General features: G+C 65.5%; 26 protein-coding genes. 18 read left to right on the top strand and 8 right to left on the bottom strand.

Features of this window, described 5'->3' with window-relative positions:
• Positions 1 to 2: 2 nt before the first annotated feature.
• Positions 3 to 1,133: an NAD(P)/FAD-dependent oxidoreductase gene (locus GGR90_RS09840; RefSeq protein ID WP_167921256.1), complete on the top strand. Its 1,131-nt coding sequence runs from the start codon at positions 3 to 5 to the stop codon at positions 1,131 to 1,133.
• Positions 1,134 to 1,219: 86 nt separating this feature from the next.
• The gene (locus tag GGR90_RS09835) at positions 1,220 to 1,396 is read left to right on the top strand and encodes a YegP family protein (RefSeq protein WP_167921255.1); all 177 of its coding nucleotides are present in this window, start codon (positions 1,220 to 1,222) and stop codon (positions 1,394 to 1,396) included.
• 3 nt (positions 1,397 to 1,399) lie between these two features.
• Here the strand turns inward: GGR90_RS09835 and rnhA are convergent, their stop codons facing one another.
• Genes rnhA through ispH form a run of 3 tightly spaced genes read right to left on the bottom strand, consistent with a single transcriptional unit; the run spans position 1,400 to position 3,812 of the window.
• Complete coding sequence (rnhA, locus tag GGR90_RS09830) at positions 1,400 to 1,873, bottom strand: ribonuclease HI (protein WP_167921254.1); 474 nt, start codon at positions 1,871 to 1,873, stop codon at positions 1,400 to 1,402.
• Positions 1,870 to 2,832, bottom strand: a complete 963-nt coding sequence (thrB, locus tag GGR90_RS09825; RefSeq protein WP_167921253.1) for a homoserine kinase — start codon at positions 2,830 to 2,832, stop codon at positions 1,870 to 1,872. Before thrB ends, rnhA begins: the two co-directional genes overlap by 4 nt.
• Positions 2,832 to 3,812 (bottom strand): 4-hydroxy-3-methylbut-2-enyl diphosphate reductase, encoded by a 981-nt coding sequence (gene ispH, locus GGR90_RS09820; RefSeq protein WP_167921252.1) that lies wholly within the window; start codon positions 3,810 to 3,812, stop codon positions 2,832 to 2,834. The genes thrB and ispH overlap by 1 nt, the downstream gene beginning before the upstream one ends.
• 187 nt (positions 3,813 to 3,999) lie before the next feature.
• Here ispH and GGR90_RS09815 point away from each other — a divergent pair, with 187 nt between their 5' ends.
• From GGR90_RS09815 to tatC, 9 genes are all read left to right on the top strand, one after another.
• Entirely contained in the window at positions 4,000 to 4,671 is a 672-nt protein-coding gene (locus tag GGR90_RS09815) for a hypothetical protein (RefSeq protein ID WP_167921251.1), read from the top strand.
• Between the two features lie 134 nt (positions 4,672 to 4,805).
• Positions 4,806 to 6,533, top strand: coding sequence for an arginine--tRNA ligase (gene argS / locus GGR90_RS09810; RefSeq protein WP_167921250.1), 1,728 nt, complete (start codon positions 4,806 to 4,808; stop codon positions 6,531 to 6,533).
• Complete coding sequence (locus GGR90_RS09805; protein WP_167921249.1) at positions 6,533 to 7,279, top strand: SPOR domain-containing protein; 747 nt, start codon at positions 6,533 to 6,535, stop codon at positions 7,277 to 7,279. Before argS ends, GGR90_RS09805 begins: the two co-directional genes overlap by 1 nt.
• Before the next feature lie 107 nt (positions 7,280 to 7,386).
• Complete coding sequence (gene nagZ, locus GGR90_RS09800; protein WP_167921248.1) at positions 7,387 to 8,394, top strand: beta-N-acetylhexosaminidase; 1,008 nt, start codon at positions 7,387 to 7,389, stop codon at positions 8,392 to 8,394.
• Positions 8,395 to 8,401: 7 nt separating this feature from the next.
• Entirely contained in the window at positions 8,402 to 9,187 is a 786-nt protein-coding gene (locus GGR90_RS09795) for a segregation and condensation protein A (RefSeq protein ID WP_167921247.1), read from the top strand.
• Positions 9,184 to 9,777, top strand: a complete 594-nt coding sequence (gene scpB / locus GGR90_RS09790) for an SMC-Scp complex subunit ScpB (protein ID WP_167921246.1) — start codon at positions 9,184 to 9,186, stop codon at positions 9,775 to 9,777. The genes GGR90_RS09795 and scpB overlap by 4 nt, the downstream gene beginning before the upstream one ends.
• A gap of 73 nt (positions 9,778 to 9,850) precedes the next feature.
• Positions 9,851 to 10,087 (top strand): twin-arginine translocase TatA/TatE family subunit, encoded by a 237-nt coding sequence (locus tag GGR90_RS09785; RefSeq protein WP_167921245.1) that lies wholly within the window; start codon positions 9,851 to 9,853, stop codon positions 10,085 to 10,087.
• Between the two features lie 28 nt (positions 10,088 to 10,115).
• Positions 10,116 to 10,505 carry a Sec-independent protein translocase protein TatB gene (tatB, locus tag GGR90_RS09780; protein ID WP_167921244.1) on the top strand — a complete coding sequence of 130 codons (390 nt, stop codon included), beginning with the start codon at positions 10,116 to 10,118 and terminating at the stop codon, positions 10,503 to 10,505.
• A complete protein-coding gene (tatC, locus tag GGR90_RS09775; protein ID WP_167921243.1) occupies positions 10,502 to 11,311 on the top strand; it encodes a twin-arginine translocase subunit TatC in 810 nt (269 codons plus the stop codon). The genes tatB and tatC overlap by 4 nt, the downstream gene beginning before the upstream one ends.
• Positions 11,312 to 11,327: 16 nt before the next feature.
• Here tatC and GGR90_RS09770 read toward each other — a convergent pair whose 3' ends face one another.
• Complete coding sequence (locus GGR90_RS09770) at positions 11,328 to 11,456, bottom strand: entericidin A/B family lipoprotein (RefSeq protein WP_167921242.1); 129 nt, start codon at positions 11,454 to 11,456, stop codon at positions 11,328 to 11,330.
• Between the two features lie 220 nt (positions 11,457 to 11,676).
• Positions 11,677 to 13,122 carry a magnesium transporter gene (gene mgtE / locus GGR90_RS09765; protein ID WP_167921241.1) on the bottom strand — a complete coding sequence of 482 codons (1,446 nt, stop codon included), beginning with the start codon at positions 13,120 to 13,122 and terminating at the stop codon, positions 11,677 to 11,679.
• A gap of 159 nt (positions 13,123 to 13,281) precedes the next feature.
• Here mgtE and GGR90_RS09760 point away from each other — a divergent pair, with 159 nt between their 5' ends.
• Complete coding sequence (locus GGR90_RS09760) at positions 13,282 to 13,728, top strand: peptidylprolyl isomerase (protein WP_167921240.1); 447 nt, start codon at positions 13,282 to 13,284, stop codon at positions 13,726 to 13,728.
• Between the two features lie 35 nt (positions 13,729 to 13,763).
• Here the strand turns inward: GGR90_RS09760 and GGR90_RS09755 are convergent, their stop codons facing one another.
• Complete coding sequence (locus GGR90_RS09755) at positions 13,764 to 14,900, bottom strand: NAD(P)H-dependent flavin oxidoreductase (protein ID WP_167921239.1); 1,137 nt, start codon at positions 14,898 to 14,900, stop codon at positions 13,764 to 13,766.
• Positions 14,901 to 15,122: 222 nt separating this feature from the next.
• Here GGR90_RS09755 and nadC point away from each other — a divergent pair, with 222 nt between their 5' ends.
• The 3 genes from nadC (at position 15,123) to GGR90_RS09740 (ending at position 16,993) form a co-directional block, all read left to right on the top strand.
• Positions 15,123 to 15,971 carry a carboxylating nicotinate-nucleotide diphosphorylase gene (nadC, locus tag GGR90_RS09750; protein ID WP_167921238.1) on the top strand — a complete coding sequence of 283 codons (849 nt, stop codon included), beginning with the start codon at positions 15,123 to 15,125 and terminating at the stop codon, positions 15,969 to 15,971.
• Positions 15,958 to 16,674 carry a ribonuclease T2 family protein gene (locus GGR90_RS09745; RefSeq protein WP_167921237.1) on the top strand — a complete coding sequence of 239 codons (717 nt, stop codon included), beginning with the start codon at positions 15,958 to 15,960 and terminating at the stop codon, positions 16,672 to 16,674. The genes nadC and GGR90_RS09745 overlap by 14 nt, the downstream gene beginning before the upstream one ends.
• A 94-nt stretch (positions 16,675 to 16,768) precedes the next feature.
• The gene (locus GGR90_RS09740; protein WP_167921236.1) at positions 16,769 to 16,993 is read left to right on the top strand and encodes a hypothetical protein; all 225 of its coding nucleotides are present in this window, start codon (positions 16,769 to 16,771) and stop codon (positions 16,991 to 16,993) included.
• Positions 16,994 to 17,017: 24 nt separating this feature from the next.
• Here GGR90_RS09740 and GGR90_RS09735 read toward each other — a convergent pair whose 3' ends face one another.
• Entirely contained in the window at positions 17,018 to 18,313 is a 1,296-nt protein-coding gene (locus GGR90_RS09735) for an MFS transporter (protein ID WP_167921235.1), read from the bottom strand.
• Positions 18,314 to 18,420: 107 nt separating this feature from the next.
• Between GGR90_RS09735 and pgsA the strand changes: the two genes are divergently transcribed.
• From pgsA to GGR90_RS09720, 3 genes are read left to right on the top strand one after another with little or no spacing between them, the layout of a single operon-like run.
• On the top strand, positions 18,421 to 18,993 hold the full coding sequence (gene pgsA / locus GGR90_RS09730) for a CDP-diacylglycerol--glycerol-3-phosphate 3-phosphatidyltransferase (RefSeq protein ID WP_167921234.1): 573 nt from the start codon (positions 18,421 to 18,423) through the stop codon (positions 18,991 to 18,993).
• Positions 18,993 to 19,250, top strand: coding sequence for a MoaD/ThiS family protein (locus GGR90_RS09725; protein WP_167921233.1), 258 nt, complete (start codon positions 18,993 to 18,995; stop codon positions 19,248 to 19,250). The genes pgsA and GGR90_RS09725 overlap by 1 nt, the downstream gene beginning before the upstream one ends.
• Positions 19,247 to 19,690 carry a molybdenum cofactor biosynthesis protein MoaE gene (locus tag GGR90_RS09720; protein ID WP_167921232.1) on the top strand — a complete coding sequence of 148 codons (444 nt, stop codon included), beginning with the start codon at positions 19,247 to 19,249 and terminating at the stop codon, positions 19,688 to 19,690. Before GGR90_RS09725 ends, GGR90_RS09720 begins: the two co-directional genes overlap by 4 nt.
• A 153-nt stretch (positions 19,691 to 19,843) precedes the next feature.
• Here the strand turns inward: GGR90_RS09720 and GGR90_RS09715 are convergent, their stop codons facing one another.
• A complete protein-coding gene (locus GGR90_RS09715; protein WP_167921231.1) occupies positions 19,844 to 20,749 on the bottom strand; it encodes a hydrogen peroxide-inducible genes activator in 906 nt (301 codons plus the stop codon).
• Positions 20,750 to 20,760: the final 11 nt, after the last annotated feature.

Genomic DNA, 20,760 nt, shown 5'->3' with positions numbered 1-20,760 from the left:
CCATGACCGACCGGCCGCCCTCCGCCACCGATGTGCTGATCGTCGGCGCCGGGATCGCCGGCGCGAGCCTGGCGGCCGCGCTTGCGCCCTGGCGCCGCGTCGTGCTGGCCGAGGCCGAGGATGCGCCCGGCTATCACGCGACGGGCCGGTCGGCGGCATTCTGGCACGAAACCTATGGCGGGGCGCGGGTGCAGCCCCTGACGCTGGCCTCGCTGGAGACGTTGCTGAGCCCCGATCCCGAGTTTTCGACCCATGGCTTTCTGTCGCCGCGCACGGCGTTGACGATCGGGCAGGCGTCCGAAGCGGCGGCGGTCGACGCGTTCGCCGCCGAGTTTCAGGCGAAGGGCGTCGATGTCGAGCGCATGTCGGGGGCGGCCGTCGCCGCGAAAATCCCTGGTCTGCGCCCCGAATGGAGCAAAGCGGCCTATGAAGCCGCATGCCGGGACATCGACGTCGGCGGCCTTCACGCCGCCTATCTTCGTGCGGCGAAACGCGCCGGCGCCGCGCTGGTCACCCGCGCGCCACTGCGCCGCGCCCGCCGCATCGAGGACGGGTGGAGGGTCCAGCTAGGCGCGGAGGAGATCGGCGCGTCGGTGATCGTCAACGCCGCCGGCGCATGGGCGGACGAGGTCGCGGCCGCTTGCGGCGTCGCGCCGCTCGGAATCCAGCCGTATCGGCGGACGGTGCTTCAGCTTCGCCTCGGCGTTGCGGTTCCGGCCGAACTGCCGCTGGTGATCCACGTCGGGGGCGAGTTTTATTTCAAGGGCGAAAGCGTGGGACGCGTGTGGCTGAGCCCGCACGACGAAACCCTGACCGAGGCCCATGATGCCGCCCCCGACGAGATGGATGTCGCCATCGCGATCGAGCGGCTGCAATCGGTCGTCGACTGGCCGGTGGCGGCGGTAGAGCGGAAATGGGCGGGCTTGCGCAGCTTCGCGCCCGACCGCATCCCCGTTTTTGGCCCCGATCGCGATGAAGGACGGTTCGTCTGGTGCGCTGGGCAGGGGGGCTTCGGCATCCAGACCGCGCCGGCGATTTCCGGGCTGCTGGCGGCGCAACTGGGGGCGCCGACACCCCCCGGTGCGATCGGACGGGTCGACCCCTTGCCGTTCGCGCCCGCGCGCTTCGCTTGAGCCGATCTTGCCTTGCGCGGCGAAACGAACGAATTAACATAGGTTTAGCCCGCCACCCCCGGCGCGGCGCGACTGTGGAGGATGGCATGGCCCATTATTTCGAGATCAAGAAGAACAAGGCCGGCGAATTTGTCGCCTATTTCAAGTATAATAGCGAGCCGATCTTCTGGACCGAAGGTTATAGCAGCAAAGCGTCCGCGCAAAATGCCATCGAGTCGATCCTGAAGAACGGCCCCGGCGCAGAAGTCCGCGAGGCCGAGTGATCCTTAGCGCGCGGGCGCCCTGCGCGCCCGCGCGACTTCGAGCGCCGCATCGCTGGCAAGCTGGTCGGCGAGCTCATTGTCGCCGTGGCCCGCATGGCCCTTGACCCAGATCCATTCGACCTGGTGCCGCGCGTTTTCCTTGACGAGGCGCTGCCACAGGTCGGCGTTGGCGACAGGCTTCTTGGCTGCCGTTTTCCAACCATTCTTCTGCCAGCCGAAGACCCATTTGGTGATGCCGTCGCGGACATAGACGCTGTCGGTCGACAATTCGACGTTGCAGCTGCGTTTGAGCGCGGCGAGCGCCTCGATCGCGGCCATCAATTCCATGCGGTTGTTCGTCGTGTCGGGCTCGCCCCCCGACAAGGTCTTCACGACGTCGCCCCAGCGCAGCACGGCACCCCAGCCGCCGGGGCCGGGGTTGCCCTTGCACGCGCCGTCCGTGGCGACGATCACGGTCTTGCCGGTGCTTGTCGTCATGCGACTGCGAACAATTCGGCGGCGTCGGGCGTGCTGTAGCGTTGCAGGCGGGCGAGGAAGGGCGAGGGATCCTTGCGCGTGACGAGCGCGTCGGGAGGCGTATGGATCCAGTCATGCGCGCGCGTGAGCAGGAAGCGAAGCGAAGCGCCGCGCGCGAGCAGGGGGAGTGCGGCGATCTCTGCCTCTGTCAACGATATTTCACCTGCATAGCCGCGCATCAGCGCGCGTGCGCGCGCCGGATCGCACTCTTTGCCGTCGGCCGAAAAGGCCCATGACGCATGGGTGATGACAAGGTCATAGGCGCGAAAATCGCTCGCGGCGAAATAGAAGTCGATCAGCCCGGTGACGCGGTCGCCAAGCATCAGGACATTGTCGGGGAAGAGGTCGGCATGGATGACATGCGCGGGCAAATCGCTCGGCCAGTGCGCGTCGAGTTGGCGAAGCTCGTCATCGACGATCGCCTGGAGCCCGGGGAGCACGGCATCGAGATTCCCCGCGCCCTCCGCCACGGCGCGCCAATGATGGCGGCCCATGCTGTTTTCGCGCGCACCGGCATAGGTTTCGAGCGCGCGGTGCATCGCGCCGAGCGCCGCGCCGGCGGCTTCGCACTGGCCCGGCGTCGGCTGGGTCAGAGAAATGCCTTGAAGAAACTGGATGACGCAGGCCGAACGTCCCGAAACCTGCTGAATGGCGTCGCCCTCGCGATCACGGATCATGGCCGGAACCGGGCAGTTCCGGCTCGCGAGATGGTCGAGCAGGTCGACGAAAAACGGCAGATCGCCTTCGCTGACGCGCTTTTCATAGAGCGTCAGGATGAAGCGACCGCCGGTGGTTTCGAGAAGGAAGTTGCTATTCTCGACCCCCTCGGCAATGCCCTTGCACGAGACGACGGTGCCGATGTCGTAACGCGCCACCAGCGCCGCAAGATCGTCGGGTTCGACGTGGGTGTAGACGGCCATTAGGCGGCTTCGAGCCCGCGCGGCAGCTTGAAGATCATATGCTCTTCGGCGGTGACGACGACGTCTTCGACGACCGTCCGAACCGCGGCAACGGCGTCGATTACCTCGCGAACCAGCGTTTCCGGCGCGCTGGCGCCGGCGGTGATGCCGAGCGTTGCAATATCTTCGAGCCACGCCGGATCAATGTCGCTGCCGCGCTGGACAAGATGGGCGGGGGTGCCGAGCCGCTCGGCGACCTCGACAAGCCGCAGGCTGTTCGAGCTGTTGGGCGCACCGATCACGATCATGCGGTCGCACTGGCCCGCGATCGCTTTCACCGCGTCCTGACGGTTGGAGGTGGCGTAGCAGATGTCCTCGCCGCGTGGTCCGCTGATCGCGGGGAAGCGGTGCTGAAGCGCCGAGATGATGTCGCGCGTGTCGTCGACCGACAGCGTCGTCTGCGTCAGATAGGACAGCATCGCGGGATCGGACGGTGCCAGCGCGGCGACATCGTCGACTGATTCCACCAGCGTCATCGCGCCATCGGGCAGCTGTCCCAGTGTCCCGACGACTTCGGGATGGCCCGCGTGTCCGACAAAGACGATATGGCGTCCCGCGTCATGCGCGCGTTCGGCCTGGCGGTGCACCTTCGACACCAAAGGACAGGTGGCGTCGATATAGTCGAGCCCGCGCAGTTCGGCCTTTGCCGGAACCGCCTTGGGCACGCCATGCGCGCTGAACACGACCGGCACGCCGTCGGGGACCTGATCGAGCGATTCGACGAAAATGGCGCCCATCGCCTTTAGCGAGTCAACGACATAGCGGTTGTGCACGATCTCGTGCCGGACATAGACCGGCGCGCCATATTTCCGCAGCGCGAGCTCGACGATGCGGATCGCGCGATCGACGCCGGCGCAGAAGCCGCGCGGCGCGGCGATCAAAACCTTGAGTTCTGCCGCTTCGCGGCCTTGCGCCGGGGGGCTCGGGTGGGGAGCGTTCATGGTGCGCGCGCTCTAGCGCAGCAAGTCCCATGGGGTAAAGCCGCTTCGTCCCCGTTCCCCCGGTCGTTTCCTTTTGACGTTCTCTTTGTTGCGCCGCGTTCATCGCACCGATAAGAAGCGGCGCGCATGAAACGGGATCAATCGTCCCGGCACCTGTCCGTGCGCCTGTTTGGAAAGCTCGATTATCATGATGTCCATTTCGTTCCCGTCGCGTAAGTTTCTGACCGTGCTGTGCGGCACGGCAGCCATGGCGACGGCGGCGGGCTGCGCGAAGGACAATGAAATCGCCGTTGCGGGCGGCGTCGGCATCACCGCGACGCGCAGCGCCTGTCCGGCGGTCGCCGTGCCGCTGCACACCGGCGATATCACGATGTTCGACCCAGCGACGAGCCGCGACGCGAGCGCGGTCGACGTCGTCGCCGCCATCACCAACGTCACGCCGCAGTGCAACGAGGAGGGCGAGAAAGTCTATCAGCTTGCGAGCTTCGATGTCGTCGCGACGCGGCGCGAGGCTGGACCCGCGCGCACCGTGACGCTGCCCTATTATGCCACGGTGCTGCAGGGCGGCACCGCGGTGGTCGCGAAGCGGCTCGGCAATGTCGCCGTGACTTTTGCCGAGGGGCAGGTGCGCGGCACGGGACGCGGACAGGCTTCGGCCTACGTCGACCGCGCCGCCGCGACGCTTCCCGCCGATATTCAGGAACGCATCACCCGCAAGCGCAAGCCGGGAGATCAGGACGCGGCGATCGATCCGCTGAGCCTGCCCGAAGTGCGCGCCGCGGTGCAACGCGCCAGTTTCGAGCTGCTCGTCGGCTTCCAGCTGACGCAGGACCAGCTCGAATATAACGTCCGACGATAGGTCTCGCGGCGGCGCAGCGGCGCCGTTCGCCTCTTCACGCCCTGCGCGCCGCCCGGTGACGCAGGGCTTTTCGCGTGCCCCAAGCTGCGTTAGGGCGCGCAAGACTTTCTCCGATCCAAGATAGGCCAAGCCCTGTGACCCTGTTCAGCCGTTTTTCCGATCATATCGGTGCCGCGCTCGACGCGCTTGCCGCCCGCAATGCCCTGCCGGACGGCCTCGATCGCAGCGCGATCAGCGTCGAGCCGCCGCGCGACCCGGCGCATGGCGATGTCGCGACCAATGCCGCCATGGTGCTCGCCAAACCAGCGGGAATGAACCCGCGCGCGCTCGCCGATCTGCTTGCCGCCGAGCTCGGCAAGCTCGATGAGGTGACCGAGGCGAGCGTAGCCGGCCCCGGTTTCATCAACCTGCGCCTCGTCGACGACAGCTGGCGCGACGAACTGGCGCTGATCTTCAGCGAAGGCGGCGATTATGGGCGGTCGACGATGGGGCAAGGGCGGTCCGTCAACGTCGAATATGTTTCCGCTAATCCCACAGGCCCGATGCACGTGGGCCATTGCCGTGGTGCGGTGGTCGGCGACGCGCTCGCCGCGCTGCTCGAATATGCGGGGCACGGGGTGATCCGCGAATATTATGTCAACGACGCCGGCGCGCAGGTCGACGTGCTCGCGCGCTCGGTTCACATGCGGTATCGCGAGGCGCTCGGCGAAGACATCGGCGCGATCCCCGAAGGACTTTACCCCGGCGATTATCTGAAGCCGGTTGCCGGCAAGCTCGCGGCCGAACATGGCGAACGCTTCGTCGGCGCGCCCGAAAGCGCGTGGCTCGGCCTGTTCCGCGCCGAGGCGGTCAGTGCGATGATGGACATGATCCGCGAAGATCTCGCCAAGCTCGGCATCCATCACGACCTCTTCTCCTCGGAAGCCGAACTGCAGGCCGAGGGCAAGCCGGCTGCGGCCGAAAAATGGCTGCGCGACCATGATCTCGTCTATGACGGCCTGCTCGAAGCGCCGAAGGGCGAAACGCCCGAAGACTGGGAGCCGGTCGAGCTGCCGCTGTTCCGCTCGACGCGGTTCGGCGACGATCAGGACCGTCCGATCAAGAAGTCGGACGGCAGCTGGACCTATTTCGGCGCCGACCTCGCCTATCACTTTCAAAAGAGCCAGAATGCCGACGAACTGATCGACATCTGGGGCGCCGACCATGCCGGCACCGTCAAGCGGATCAAGGCCGCGGTCGCCGCGCTGACCGACGGCAAGACCCGTTTTGACGTCAAGCTGGTGCAGATGGTCCGCCTGCTCAAAAATGGCGAGCCGTTCAAGATGTCGAAGCGCGCGGGCAATTTCGTGACGCTCGCCGACGTCGTCGACGAGGTCGGCAAGGATGCGGTGCGTTTCACCATGCTGACGCGCAAGGCCGACGCGCAGATGGACTTCGACTTCGCCAAGGTGGTCGAGGCGTCGCGCGACAATCCCGTCTGGTATCTGCAATATGCCAACGCCCGGATTTCGCGCCTGCGCAAAAAGGCCGCCGATGCCGGGATCGACCTGCCTTCGCCGGCCCCGGCGCGGTTGGGCGCGCATGAATTGGGGTTGATCAAGCTCCTCGCGCAATTTCCGCGCACCGTCGAAGCGGCGGCGTCGGCGCGCGAGCCGCACCGGATCGCCTTCTATCTGGCCGATGTCGCCGCGGCGTTCCATGCCTGGTATAATCTCGGCAACGACGACCCGTCGGCGCGGATCGTGCTCGACAATGACCCCGAACTGACTGCGACGCGGCTTTATTTGGCCGACGGAATCGGGCAGGTTATCCGCAACGGGCTCTTCCTGATGGGGGTTGAGGCGCTCGAGGAGATGAATTGATGGCCGAGGGCAAGGATGCGGGGCAGGGCGATACAGGGCTTGGTCTCGAGGACGAGGACCGGCTTCCCTGGCTCGAAGCGGCCGACGGGTTCGAGGAAGAGGGCGAGGTTTCGCCCGTGCGCCTGCTTGTCATGGTCCTTGGCGGGCTGCTGTTGATCGGGGCCGTGCTCGGCGGCTTGTGGTGGATCCAGAATGGCGGCGCGCGCGGCAACGGTGAGTTGATCGTCGCGCAGCAGGGCGATTACAAGGTGGCGCCGGCGAATGACGGCGCGAGGACATTTGAAGGCGAGGGCGATGTCGCCTTTTCCGCCAGCGAAGGGGCCGAGCCGGCGGGCAAGGTCGATCCGGCGCGAATGCCCGAGGAACCCGCCGTGACGCTGGCTGAACGCGAGGCTGCGGCGAAGAAGGCATCCGGAAAGGCGGCCCCGCCGAAGGCTGCTCCCCAGGAAAAGTCGAAGCCGGCCGCGCCGGTCAAGACAGCCGATACCAAGCCGGAGCCGCCCGCATCGGGTACGGCGATGATCCAGCTCGGCGCCTTCAGCAGCGAAGGGGCGGCGGCGAAGGCATGGACCAACCTGTCGAAGCGTTTTGCCTATCTGGCCGAGCTCAATCGATCGATTTCGCCGGCGAAGGTCGGCGACGGCACCGTCTATCGCTTGCGCGTGTCGGCAGGAACGTCCGCCAATGCTTCGAATTTGTGCGGAAAATTGCGCGTAGCCGGTGAAAATTGCGTCGTCGTCCGCTGATTCGGCCCGCTTGGCCGCAGACTCCGTTGGTGCGATCCTGTCGCTGTGGCATGTTGATGCCCTGGTCGCGGCCTGAGGGGGCGGCGGCCGATGGAGGTTGATCGACGATGATACCCGCTATTTTCGGCCTGTCGGGCCCGACCCTCACCGACGATGAGCGCGCCTTTTTCCGCGATAGCGACCCGGCGGGCTATATATTGTTCGGGCGCAATATCGAGAACCGCGAGCAGTTGCGGCGCCTCACCGACGAGCTTCGCGCTCTCGACGGCCGCACCGACCTGCCGATCCTGATCGATCAGGAGGGCGGGCGTGTGGCACGCATGAAATCGCCCGAATGGCCGCTTTTCCCAAGCGGGGCGGCGTTCGACGCGCTGTATGATCGCGCGCCCGCCAGCGCGATCGAAGCGGCACGGCTCAACGCGATGGCGCTCGCTATCATGCTCGCCGAAGTGGGTATCACCGTCGACTGCTTGCCGCTCCTCGACGTCCGCCAGCCGGGTGCGAGCGACGTCATCGGCGACCGTGCGCTCGGCAGCGAGCCGATGCGCGTCGCGGCGCTGGGCCGTGCGATCCTCGGCGGATTGCAGGCGGGCGGCGTCGTCGGCATCGTCAAACATATCCCCGGCCACGGCCGCGCCCTGCTCGACACGCATGAGGCGCTGCCCACGGTTACGGCGGCGGATCGCGAATTGCAGACCGATCTCGCGCCCTTCGCGGCGCTGCGCGACGCGGCGATGGCGATGACCTGCCACGTCATTTTCGAGGCATGGGACCCCGACCGGCCCGCGACGCTGTCGCCGGTCGTCATCGACAGCGTCATTCGCCAGCGCATCGGTTTCCACGGCTTGCTGATGACCGACGACCTCGACATGAAGGCGCTGTCGGGCGATGTGCCGTCGCGCGCCGCCGACGCGATTGCTGCGGGGTGCGACATCGCGCTCAATTGCTGGGGGAAGATGGACGACATGATCGGCATCGCCAATGCGCTGGACCCGATCAGCACCGTATCGCGCGCGCGGTTGGAGGGCGCGATGGACCGGATTGCGGGCGACAGCGACGGCCGCGAATTCGCGACGCTCGTCGATCAGCGCGACGCGCTGCTGGCGACGGCCTGATCCGCCGATGGAGGCGCTGCCGCTCGATTTCGAGATCGTGCCGGCGGCGCCCGAGCGCGACGACGCGTTGCAACTGTCGCTCGAAAGCTGGGAGGGCCCGCTTGATCTGCTACTGACGCTGGCGCGCAACCAGAAGGTCGACCTCAAGCAGATTTCGATTCTTGCGCTCGTCGAGCAATATCTGACCTTCATCGCCGAGGCGCGCGAACTGAAGCTGGAGGTCGCGGCCGATTATCTCGTGATGGCGGCGTGGCTCGCCTACCTCAAATCGGCGCTGCTGCTGCCGAAGGATCCGCTCGAGGATCCGTCGCCTGACGAGCTGGCGCTGCGGCTGCAACTCCGCCTCCAGCGGCTCGCGGCGATGCGCGACGCGGCCGCGCGGCTGCTCGCACGCGACAGGATCGGCCGCGACGTCTTCCTGCGCGCCAAACCCGAGGGGCTGCGCGACATCAAGCTGCGGCGGTGGGATGCGAGTCTCTATGACCTTCTTGCCGCCTATGGGCAGGTCAAGCTGCGCTCCGAACCCGTCGTGCATATGGTGTCGCGCCGCCCGGTGATCACGCTCGACGCCGCGCTGCATCATCTTCAGCGGATGCTTGGGGTGAAGCTCGACTGGGCCGAACTCGCCGATTTCCTGCCGGGCGACTATGACGGTCCGCTGCGCCGCTCGGCGATCGCATCGAGTTTCGTCGCCGCGCTCGAGCTGGCGCGGCAGGGACGCGTCGAGCTGAAGCAGGAAGGCGCGTTCGAGCCGCTCTATCTGAAAGTGGCACCTGCGGAGCATCGAGCATGATCGACGATCTCGAACGCGCGATAGAGGCGATGCTGTTCGCCAGCGACGAACCGCTCGACGCGCGGCAGGTCGCCGGGCGTCTTGGCGACGAAATGACCCCCGGACAGGTGAAGGCGATCATCGAGGCCATCGCGCGGCGCCATGCGGGCAGCGGGATCGAACTCGTCGAACGCGGCGGACATTGGCATTTTCAGACGCCCGCCGACCTCGCGCATCTCTTGCGCCGCGAACGCGACGATCCGCGCAAATTGTCGCGCGCCGCCGCTGAGGTGCTGGCGATCATCGCCTATCACGAACCCGTCAGCCGCGCCGAAATCGAGGCGATCCGGGGCGTCCAGACGTCGAAGGGAACGCTCGACGTGCTGATGGAGGCCGAATGGGTCATGCCCGCCGGACGCCGCGAAGTTCCGGGACGGCCGCTGATCTACAAGACGACCGACGCTTTCCTGCAACATTTCGGCCTCACCAGCCGCAAGGATCTGCCGGGAATCGATGATTTGCGTGCGGCAGGGCTGCTCGATCCGGTCGACCTCGCTTTCGAGGAAGCGATGGACGAACTGGACCTAGTAAAAGACGGCGAAGAAGCTTAGGGGCGTTTTTTGAACGCCGGACGTGCATTCGAAGAGCGCAGTTCTTATATGGGCGGCTCAAGGAGATATTGAGATGGGTGGTTTGAGCATCTGGCACTGGCTGATCGTCGGGATTTTGATCCTGCTGCTGTTCGGCAAGGGCCGCTTTTCAGACATGATGGGCGATGTCGCCAAGGGCATCAAAAGCTTCAAAAAGGGCATGACGGAGGATGACGCTCCGCCCGCCGCCACGCCGAAGCATATCGAAGGTCAGCGGGCCTCCGACGTCACGCCGGTGACGACGCCGACCAACGAGCACGACAAGCTCTGATCCTTCTTCCTGCGGGAAAGCCAATTGAATGTTTGATGTCGCGCCCACCGAGTTGTTGCTCGTCGTGGTGGTGGCCCTGGTTGTCATCGGACCCAAGGATCTGCCCAAGGCGATGCGCTTCGTAGGCAAATGGATGGGCAAGGCGCGCGGCATGGCGCGCCATTTCCGTTCCGGGCTCGACACGATGATGCGCGAGGCCGAGCTTGAAGAGCTCGAAAAGCAGTGGCGCGAGCAAAATGACGCGATCATGCGCGAATTTCCGCGCATCGACGACGCCGGTGCAAAGCCGGCGGCTCCCGCGACCTCGCCTGCCACCGAAACATCGTCCGAACCAACCGATCAGGACATCGATCAGGACGCGGCTGCCGCCTCGCCCGAAACCCATGCGATTCCGCCCCGCGACGGACCGCTGCCATGACCGCCGAAACGCCGATCAACGCCGAAGAGCATGATGGCGCCGGCGGCAAGATGCCGCTGCTCGACCATCTGATCGAGTTGCGCTCGCGGCTTTTGAAGTCACTGATCGCCATCGCTCTCGCCTTTGGCGTCTGCCTCTATTTCGCGGAACCGATCTTCAGCGTCCTCGTCCAGCCGCTCGTCGCCGCGGGGCAGGGCAAGATCATCTATACCCAGTTGTTCGAGGCATTTTTTGTCCAGATCAAGGTGGCGCTTTTCGCTTCGATGATGATCGCATTCCCCGTGATTACCAACCAGCTGTGGAAATTCGTCGCTCCGGGCCTGTACCGTAAGGAAAAGCGGGCGCTGTTGCCCTTTCTGTTCGCGACGCCGGTGCTCTTCACCGCGGGGGCGTGCCTCGCCTATTTCGTGACCGTCCCCGTCGCGCTGAAATTCCTGCTGGGGTATCAGGGCGATATGGGCGGGATTCAGCAGGAAGCACTGCCGTCGGTCGCCAATTACCTCAGCTTCATCATGCAGTTCATCATGGCATTCGGGATCGCCTTCCTGCTGCCGATCTTCCTGATGCTGATCGAACGGTCGGGGCTGGTGACGCGCGAGCAACTGGTGTCGGCTCGGCGCTATATGATCGTGGCGGCCTTCGCGATCGCCGCGGTCGCGACGCCGCCCGATATTCTGAGCCAGTTCCTGCTCGCGGTGCCGCTGATCCTGCTTTACGAATTATCGCTGTTCGCGATCTGGTTTACCCAGCGCCGACGCAAAACAGGCGCCGAAGAGGCGCCTGTCGAACCTCTCGAAGAGGCTTAGGGTAAGTTACTCAAGATCAGTCGATGGCGTCGCTGCCAGCTTCGCCGACCGACTCGATGTCGCGGCCAGCGCCCTTTACCGTGTTGCAACCAGTGACCAGAACGCTTGCCAACAAGGCGAGAAGGATTGCACGGAAGCTCGTCATATTTTGTAACCTCTCAGGAGTGGTGCAAAATGGCCCGGCACGCTTCGAGGGGGGGGAGGGAATGCGGGCCGGGCCAATGTTGCTGAGCAGCGCTGCGGGGGGGCGATGACCGCTGCTCGAATGGGAAACGACCGATACGGCGGATAAGTTCCCAAAAAAAATCGCAGGCATGAAATTTTTTTCGTCGCTTTTGAATCGCTTGGATTCCAGCGACTTGCGGTCAGAGCGTGGTGAGCCCGCTGAGCACTGCGAGGCCCAAGAAGGCTAGAAAACCCATGGAATCGGTCGTCATTGTGACGAATATCGAGCTTGCGACCGCGGGATCCTGATCGAGCCGGTCGAGGAGCAGCGGGATCGCGACCCCCGCGACCCCGGCGACAAAGATGTTCACGATCATCGCCGCGGCGATGACCCCGCCGAGCATCGGGTTCGCGAACCAAAGCGCGGTCGCCGTTCCCGCGATCAGCGCGATCGTCCCGCCGTTGAGCAGCGCGATCTTCATCTCGCGCCAGATCGCGCGCCAGCTGTTCGAATCGGTGAGCTGGTTCATCGCGAGCGCGCGCACCGTCACCGCCAGCGTCTGCGTCCCCGCGTTGCCGCCGACCCCCGCGACGATCGGCATCAGTGCGGCGAGGGCGACCATATGCTCGATCGCGCCGCCGAACAGGCCGACGATCGTCGAGGCGACGAGCGCGGTGCCGAGGTTGGCGATCAGCCAGCGCACGCGCGCGCTGTAAGTCTCGCGGATCGGCTCGTTGATGTCGCCGTCGCCGGCGCCCGACAGGCGGAGGATATCCTCGCCGGCCTCTTCCTGAATGATGTGGACGATGTCGTCGACCGTGATCATGCCGACCAGCCGTCCGCCCTTGTCGACGACGGCGGCGGAGATCAGCGCATATTTCTGGAAGCGCAGCGCGACCTCTTCCTGGTCCATGTCGACCGGGATCAGCGTTTGTTCGCGCTTCATCAGGTCGCCGATCGCGATGTCGCGCGGAGTGCGGAGAATCCAGCTGAGCTGGCAGGTGCCGACCGGTTTGTGCATCGGATCGACGACGAAGATTTCCCAGAAATCGCTGGTGAGTTCGGTATCTTCGCGCAGCCGGTCGATGACGTCGCCGACCGTGACATGTTCGGGCACCGCGACCAGGTCGCGCTGCATCAGACGGCCCGCCGATTCCTCGGGGAAGGAAAGCGCGTCCTCGATCGCGGCGCGATCCTCGGGCTCCATCGCCTGCAGGACGGCCTGCTGCTCGTCCGCTTCCATGTCCTCGATGATCGCGACGGCATCGTCGGTATCGAGTTCGGACGCGATCTCCGCCACCTGCTCGGGCGCGAGGAGGTCGATCAGCTCCTCGCGAACATAATCGTTCATTTCCGAAAGCACGTCGGCGGAGAGCATGTCGCCGAGCACCGCGGCGAGCATCGGCCGCTCGTCGGTGCGGGCGAGTTCGAACAGGTCGGCGATGTCGGCGGGGTGGAGGCGGCCGACGCGCTCGCGCGCCGCCTCGCCTTCGCCGGCCTCGGCAAGTTCGATCACGTCGCGGACGAATTCGGGCTTCAGCCGGTCGTCCTCGTCGAGTTCGGTTTCGGGTTCGCGGATGGCGGTTTCGCGGTCTTCGGCGATCGCCGCATCATCGGGCGGCAGGGAATCTTCGCGTTTGTCCATCGCGCGGTCCTCCCTGTTCTCTTGCGGCATCCGAGCTTCCCCCTAGTGCCGCCGCCAGCCGATGGCAACGCCGCGCAGAGAGCTTTTCGACAATTTGAACGTGCCTTGGGAGCCGCGCCCCGCTATGGCACCGCCAAATCCGACCATAGGAGTAACAATATGTCCGAAACCCTCACGCTTTCGCTGTCGACCGGCGACGTCGTCATCCGCCTGCGTCCCGATCTCGCCCCGCTGCACGTCGAGCGCATCTCGTCGCTCGCCAAGGAAGGCTTTTACGACGGCGTCGTGTTTCACCGCGTGATTCCCGGCTTCATGGCGCAGGGCGGCGATCCGACGGGCACCGGCATGGGCGGTAGCCAGCTTCCAGACCTGCCGCAGGAATTCAACAGCGAACCGCACGTCCGTGGTGTGTGCTCGATGGCGCGGGCGCAGAACCCGAACAGCGCGAACAGCCAGTTCTTCATCTGCTTCGACGACGCGCGCTTCCTCGACAACCAGTATACGGCCTGGGGCGAAGTGATCGAAGGCATGGAAAATGTCGACGCGCTGCCCAAGGGCGAGCCGCCGCGCGAGCCCGGCAAGATTGTCAAGGCGACCATCAGCTGATTTCAAGGTCCCCGCTTCGGCGGGGACTTTTTTGCCTACTCGTCGATAAAGCCGTTGAGTCGCTCGCAGGCCGCGACCCAGTCTTCCTTGAATTGCTGCACGACTTGCCCGGCGCCCATCGCCTCGTTCATCAGGCCGACGCCCTGACCGACCCAATAGGTCGCGAGCGCCTTCGCGCCTTCGTGGCCGCCTTCGGACAATTTATCGACCTTGCGCAGCGCGGGTTCGCTGACCAGCGACTGGAGCGGCATGGGGAGCGGCTTCGGCGCGCCTTCGGCCTCCCAAGCGTCGGTCCATGGCGAGCGGAGCTGGCGCGACGGTTTGCCGGTACGGCTCTTCGACCGCACCGTGTCGCGGGCGGAGGCTGCGAGCATCTTTTCCTTCACGACCGGGTTGGTTTCGGCCTCGGCGGTGGTCAGCCACACCGATCCGCACCAGGCGCCATGCGCGCCCATCGTCATCGCGGCGGCCATCTGGCGTCCCGTGACGATGCCGCCGGCCGCGAGGATCGGCGTGTTCGCGCCGATCGCCTCGACCGCTGCGGCGACCTCGGGCACCAGCACCATCGTCGCGACCTCGCCGCAATGGCCGCCGGCTTCGCCGCCCGCGACAACGAGGATGTCGACGCCCGCGCGGACCTGCGCCAGCGCATGGTCGCGCGTGCCGACGAGCGCGGCGACGGGGACGTTATGACGCTTGCCGAGTTCGAGCATCAGCCGCGGCGGGACACCGAGCGCGTTGGCGATCAGCTTGATCGGGTGGCGAAAGGCGACTTCGAGCAGTTTCGCCGCGCCGTCCGCGTGCATATTGTCGCCGAAGCTCTGGCGCGTCTCCATCGCGGCTTCGAGACCCGCGGCATCGACATCGAACTTGCCGAGCAGGTCGGCGGCGAATTGCAGGTGCGTTTCTGGCACCCTCGCGGCGCCCGGCGAGGGCGCGTCGCCCTTGCCGGCGAAACTGTTGGGGACGATCAGGTCGACGCCATAGGGGCGGCCGCCGATATGGTCGTCGATCCACGCGAGCTCCTCTTCGAGCCGTTCGGGCGGCAGCGCGGCGGCGCCGAAGACGCCCATGCCGCCCGCCTTTGACACGGCGACGACGACGTCGCGGCAGTGCGAGAAGGCGAGCAGGGGAAATTCGATGCCGAGCATCGAGCAAATAGGGGACTGCATAGGGGGCCTCTCCGTTCTTTTTTGACGCCTTCCAAAAGCCGTTCGCTCTGAGCTTGTCGAAGGGCCGTTCTTCTTTCGAGGTCGGAAGAAGAGAAGGGCGGTGCTTCGACAAGCTCAGCACGAACGGGAGAGGGAGGCATCCAACCTGTTCTTGCTCATGTCAGCGCCAGTTGACGTAAACGTCAAGTTGATTTGCTGGGCGGACGGATTATCGCGGGGAACATGTCCCAATTCACGCTCCCCGATTTCGACCTCGATGCCTTCGTTCGCGCCACTTTGGCCGAGGATATGGGGGCGGGGGGCGACATCACCTCGATGGCGACGATTCCTGCCGATGCACGCTTTGGCGGCGTGATGGACAGCCGCGATGCTATCATTGTGGCAGGGCTGCCGATCGCCGAGCGATTCTTTCGCGCGCTCGAACCCGGCATGGAGATCGAGATTTTGGTCGAGGAGGGCGCCGAAGTCGCCGCGGCAAGCGACCTGATGCGCCTGTCGGGCAATGCGCGCGCGATGCTGACCGCCGAACGGTCGGCGCTGAACACCGTGCAGCATCTGTCGGGTATCGCGACGATGACGCGCCAATATGTCGATGCGCTCGCGGGCACCGGCGCGACCCTGCTCGACACGCGCAAGACGATCCCGGGACTTCGCGTGCTCGAAAAATATGCGACGCGGATGGGTGGCGCAAAGAACCACCGCATGGGGCTGTGGGACGCGGCGATGATCAAGGACAATCATGTCGCGGTCGCGGGATCGGTCGAGGAAGCGGTGCGCCGCGCGGTCGACGCGGGAATTGCGAGCATCATCGTCGAGGTCGACCGCGTCGAACAGGTCGGGCCCGCGCTGAGCGCCGGGGCGACGCACCTGTTGCTCGACAATATGGGGCTCGACGAACTCCGCCAGTCGGTCGCTCTCGTCGGCGGCAAGGTGCCGACCGAGGCGTCGGGCGGCGTGCGGCTCGACACGGTCGGCGACATCGGCGCGACCGGGGTGACCTATGTTTCGGTCGGGCGGCTGACCCAGTCGGCGCCGGCGGCGGACATCGGGCTCGACTTTGCGCTGGCTTAGCGCCGCCGCGCTGGCGCTGATGCCGGTTGCGGCGCAGGCGCAGGCACTGTCCTGTTCACCGCCCGACCGCATCCCCGTCCCGCGCCTTGAAAAGCCGAAGCGCGGCGAGCCGGTGCGAAGACCCGCCATAACCGGCTATCTGCTGGCCATGAGCTGGTCGCCGCAGCATTGCGCCGATGTCCGCAATCCGAAAGGCGTGCGCGACCGCTTTCAATGTTCGGGCGAGAGCGGTCGTTTCGGCTGGGTACTCCACGGGTTGTGGCCCGAGACCGATAGCCCCGGCTATCCGCAATGGTGCCGTCCGGCCAAGATCGTCCCGCAACCGGTGCTGAAAAAGCATCTGTGCATGACGCCCTCGGCGCAATTGCTCCAGCACGAATGGGCGAAGCACGGGACGTGCATGAGTCCGCATCCGGCCGCCTATTTCCGTTCGGCCGAGATATTGTTCGGCGCGGTGCGGTTTCCCGATATGAAGGCGCTCGCCGCGAAGCCGCAAACCGCGGGGAGCATCCGCCGCGCCTTTGCCGGCGCCAATCGCGGAGTAACAGCGCCGATGATCGCGGTGTCGGTCGACCGCAAGGGCTGGCTCGACGAAGTGCGCTTTTGCCTGGGCCCGCGAATGAAGCCGGCGCGGTGCAAGTCGTTTCAGGCGGGGGCGAAGGACGGCCGTCGGCTTGGTATCCGGCCGATGCCGCCTGGTTAAGCCGGAGGCCGAAAAGCGTCCCGGCGCGGGACAGCCGGCCGTTAACACTCTTTTAACCTTATCGACCGGTTAACATCGCCCTAGCCTCGGGCGCATGGACTCGGACGATCATATCGACATTCGCGAGCGCGTCCGCGCGCATGGCGCACGGCAGCTGGCGATCGCCCGGTTGAATGCGCCGGCGGACTGGGAAGGCGAGCTGCGCACCGCGCTTGCGGCACACCGCGAGCCGGTGACGATCTGGTCGAACAATGATTTCCGGCTGTTTCTGCAAAGCTTCGCGATATTCTTCACCGCGGCGATGATGTTTTTGATCTGAGGGGCAACGAGTCGGGAAACCGTCCTAATCGCAAGCTCGGTGCAGCTTGACCGCCAGCCAGGCGGAGATGAGGCACATCGCGGCGCTCATCAGCAGCTGGTCGACCACGCCGACGCCGGCGAAGCCCAACCCCATCGCGAGCAGCGAGCCTGCGACCATCGCGCCCGAATTGACGATATTGTTCGCGGCGACGGTGCGCGCGGTCTGGTCCTTGGGCACGGTGGTCGTGAGGAAAGCATAAAGCGGCACGACGAACATGCCGCCGCTGATCGCGATGCCGAGCAGGCTGAGCAGCAACGGGATGACCGATGGATGGCCGAGGAAGCCGCCGATGTCATAGAGCGTGCCCGCCGGTTCGGCGCCCCAGTTGCGGCATACCCAATAGAAGGCGACGACGAATGCGCCCATGACGATGACACTCGCGGGGCTGTAGCGTGCCGAGACCTGGCCCTTGAGCAGGCGGTTCACCGCGACCGACCCGATCGCGATGCCGACCGAGAAGATCGCGAGGAAGAGGCTGGCGACGCTTTTGTCGGCGTGCAGGATGTTCTTCACCAGCGGCGGGAACTGGATGAAGAGCACCGCGCCGATCGTCCAGAAGAAGCTGATCGAGAGGATCGCGAGATAGAGGCGCGGGATGTGCATCGTGCCGCGGACAAGCGCGACTGACGAGCGGATGATGTGCCAGTCGATCCCCGTTTCCTCATGCTCGGGCGGGGCGGGGGGCACTTTGCGCCCGGTCCAATAGCCGAGCCCGGCGACGAGGACGACGCCGAGCGCCGCCCATTCGACGTCGATCACGCCGGCGAGGATCGTGCCCGCGAGGATCGCGATATAGGTTCCCGCCTCGACGAGCCCGGTGCCCGCGAGCACTTCGTCGCTTTCGAGGTGCTGCGGCAGGATCGCATATTTGATCGGGCCGAAGAAGGTCGAGTGGATGCCCATCGCGAAGAGCGCGAGCATCATCAGCGGGATCGCGATCAGATGCACCGCGAAGCCCATCCACGCGAGGACGAGCCCGATCCCGCCGACGAGCATGATGAGAATCTCGCAGAATTTGACGATGCGGATGATCCGCGCCTTGTCGCGCGTATCCGCAAGCTGGCCCGCCAGCGCCGAGAGGAGAAAGAAGGGCAGGATGAACAAGCCGGTCGCGACCGCGCTGAACAGGGTTTCCTGCTCTTCGCTGTTGAACACGCCATAAACGACGAACAGCACCATCGCATTCTTGAACAGATTGTCGTTGAACGCGCCGAGGAGCTGGGTGACGAAGAGCGGCAGGAACCGGCGATGCCTCAGCAACGCGAAAGAGCCGGTCATGCGTGATCCATTCTTTTGAGCATCCTTGGTTGTCGCCCGGGGGGCTTATCGGGTAGGGGAAGCGGGGTCAAAGCCGATTTTCTCCAACATTCAGGCGATCAGGGGTCATGCTGAGTCTTCCCAATATCCTGACCCTTTCGCGGATCCTCGCGGTTCCCATCCTGCTTTTCCTCCTGTGGCCGGGGGTGATCGAGGGATCGCACCAGCCCAAGCCGATCGACTATGCGCTGGCGTTCGGCCTTTACTGCCTGATGGGCATTACCGACTATTTTGACGGCTATGTTGCACGGTCGCGCGGGATCGTATCGCGGCTCGGCGCCTTCCTCGACCCGATCGCCGACAAGATCATGATCGCCGCGGTGATTCTGCTGCTCGTCTTCACGCGCGACATCACTGGATATCACGTCATCGCGGCACTGATGATCCTGCTGCGCGAGATCATCGTGTCGGGGTTGCGCGAATTCCTCGCGACGCTGCAGGTGTCGATGCCGGTGACGCAGCTCGCCAAATGGAAGACGACGTTTCAGCTTGTCGCATTCGGTGCGCTGATCCTGGCAGGCGCCTTGCCCGCGATGGCGTGGATCAAGACGGTCGGGCTCGTGTCGCTGTGGGGGGCCGCGGTGCTGACGCTGATCACCGGCTGGGATTATCTGCGCGTCGGCCTGAAGCATATGGATTGATGATGCTCGAGATCGCCTATTTTTCCTGGGTGCGCGAGCGGATGGGCGTTGCAGGCGAAGCCGTCGAGGTGCCCGCCGATGTCGCCGACGTCGCCGCGCTGCTCGCATGGCTCGGCGCGCGCGATGAACGCGGCGCGCTGGCCTTTGCCGAGCCGCACCGCATCCGCGCGGCGATCGACGGGGCGATGATGGGCCCCGACGCGCCGCTTTCGGGAGCGCGCGAGGTCGCGCTGTTCCCGCCGGTCACCGGCGGATGATCCGCGTCCTCGTCCAGCCGGACGCGATCGACGTCACCGCCGAGTTCGACCTGCACGATGCCGGCGGGCACGGCGCGAGCGCGAGCTTTATCGGGCGCGTTCGCGGCGACGATGGGTTGACCGAATTGTTCCTCGAGCATCATCCCGCGATGACCGGGGCGGGGCTCGCCGCCTTGGCCCATGCGGCGGCCGATCGCTGGAAGCTGTCGGCGCTGACGCTGATCCACCGCGTCGGGGCGATGGCGCCCGGCGACACGATCGTGCTGGTGCTGGCAAGTAGCGCGCACCGCGCCGAGGCGCTGGCGGCGTCCGAGTTTCTGATCGACCGGCTGAAGACCGATGTCATGCTGTGGAAGCGCGAGACGTTCGGCGACGGCCGGGTCGGGTGGGTCGAAGAGCGCGAGGGGGATCAGGCGCGGGCGGAGCGGTGGTCCCTGTAACCGCAAGCCCGCAGCCGTTCGTCCTGAGGAGGGGCTGAGCTTGTCGAAGACCCGTCTCGAAGGACTTAGCGCGGCGCATGGTCCTTCGAGACGCCATTTCGGCAAGCTCAATGGCTCCTCAGGACGAACGGAGTTGAGTCCAGCGACTATATTCTACCTCACCTGATGCTTCCTGAAAATATCCGCGAGCAGGCGGAATTCGTCGGCGCGCGGGCTGCCCTTGCGCCAGACGAGCGCGATCGTGCGCCAGTCATGCTCCGAATCGAGCGGGCGCGTGTCGATGTCGGTATGGTCGAGGATGCCCGCCTCGATCGCCATTTGCGGCAGCATCGTGATCCCAAGGCCGTTGTCGACCATCTGGACGAGCGTGTGCAGCGAGGTGCCCATCATCCGCGCGCCGGCGCGCAGTTCGGGGCGATTACACGCGGCGAGGACATGATCCTTGAGGCAATGCCCGTCCTCGAGCATCAGCATCTGCGCGGGGTCGAGCTGGTCGGCGCTAACCATCGCGGGCAGGTCGTCGGACTGGTCGCCGGGGAAAGCGACGAACAGCGCGTCGTCGAACAGATTTTCGGCCTCGACGTCGCCGCACGCATAGGGGAGCGCGAGGAGGACGCAGTCGACGGTGCCGTGGTGGAGCGATTCGCACGCCTGCGCGCTCGGCTCTTCGCGCAGGAAGAGTTTGAGCGACGGGCGTTCCTTGCGCAGCCGCGGCAGCAGGCCGGGGAGCAGGAAGGGCGCGATCGTCGGGATGACGCTCATGCGCAGCTCGCCGACGAGCGGCGCGGCGGCGGCGGCGGCCATGTCGGCGAGCTCCTCGGCTTCACGGAGCACGCGATGCGCCTTTTCGACGATGGCGTTGCCAAGCATGGTGAAGCGCACGACGCGGCGGGTGCGCTCGACGAGCGTCTGGCCGAGCAGCGTCTCGAGCTCGCGGATGCCCGCCGACAGCGTCGATTGCGTGACGTTGCATGCGTCGGCGGCGCGGCCGAAATGGCCATGCTCGTGCAGCGCGACGAGATATTGCATCTGCTTGAGCGAGGGGAGGTAGTTGTGCATTGATCGGATAT

Origin of the sequence: Sphingopyxis italica (assembly GCF_011926545.1) — a bacterium.
Classification (GTDB): Bacteria; Pseudomonadota; Alphaproteobacteria; order Sphingomonadales; family Sphingomonadaceae; genus Sphingopyxis; species Sphingopyxis italica.
This window is presented reverse-complemented; position numbering and strand designations above follow the sequence as displayed.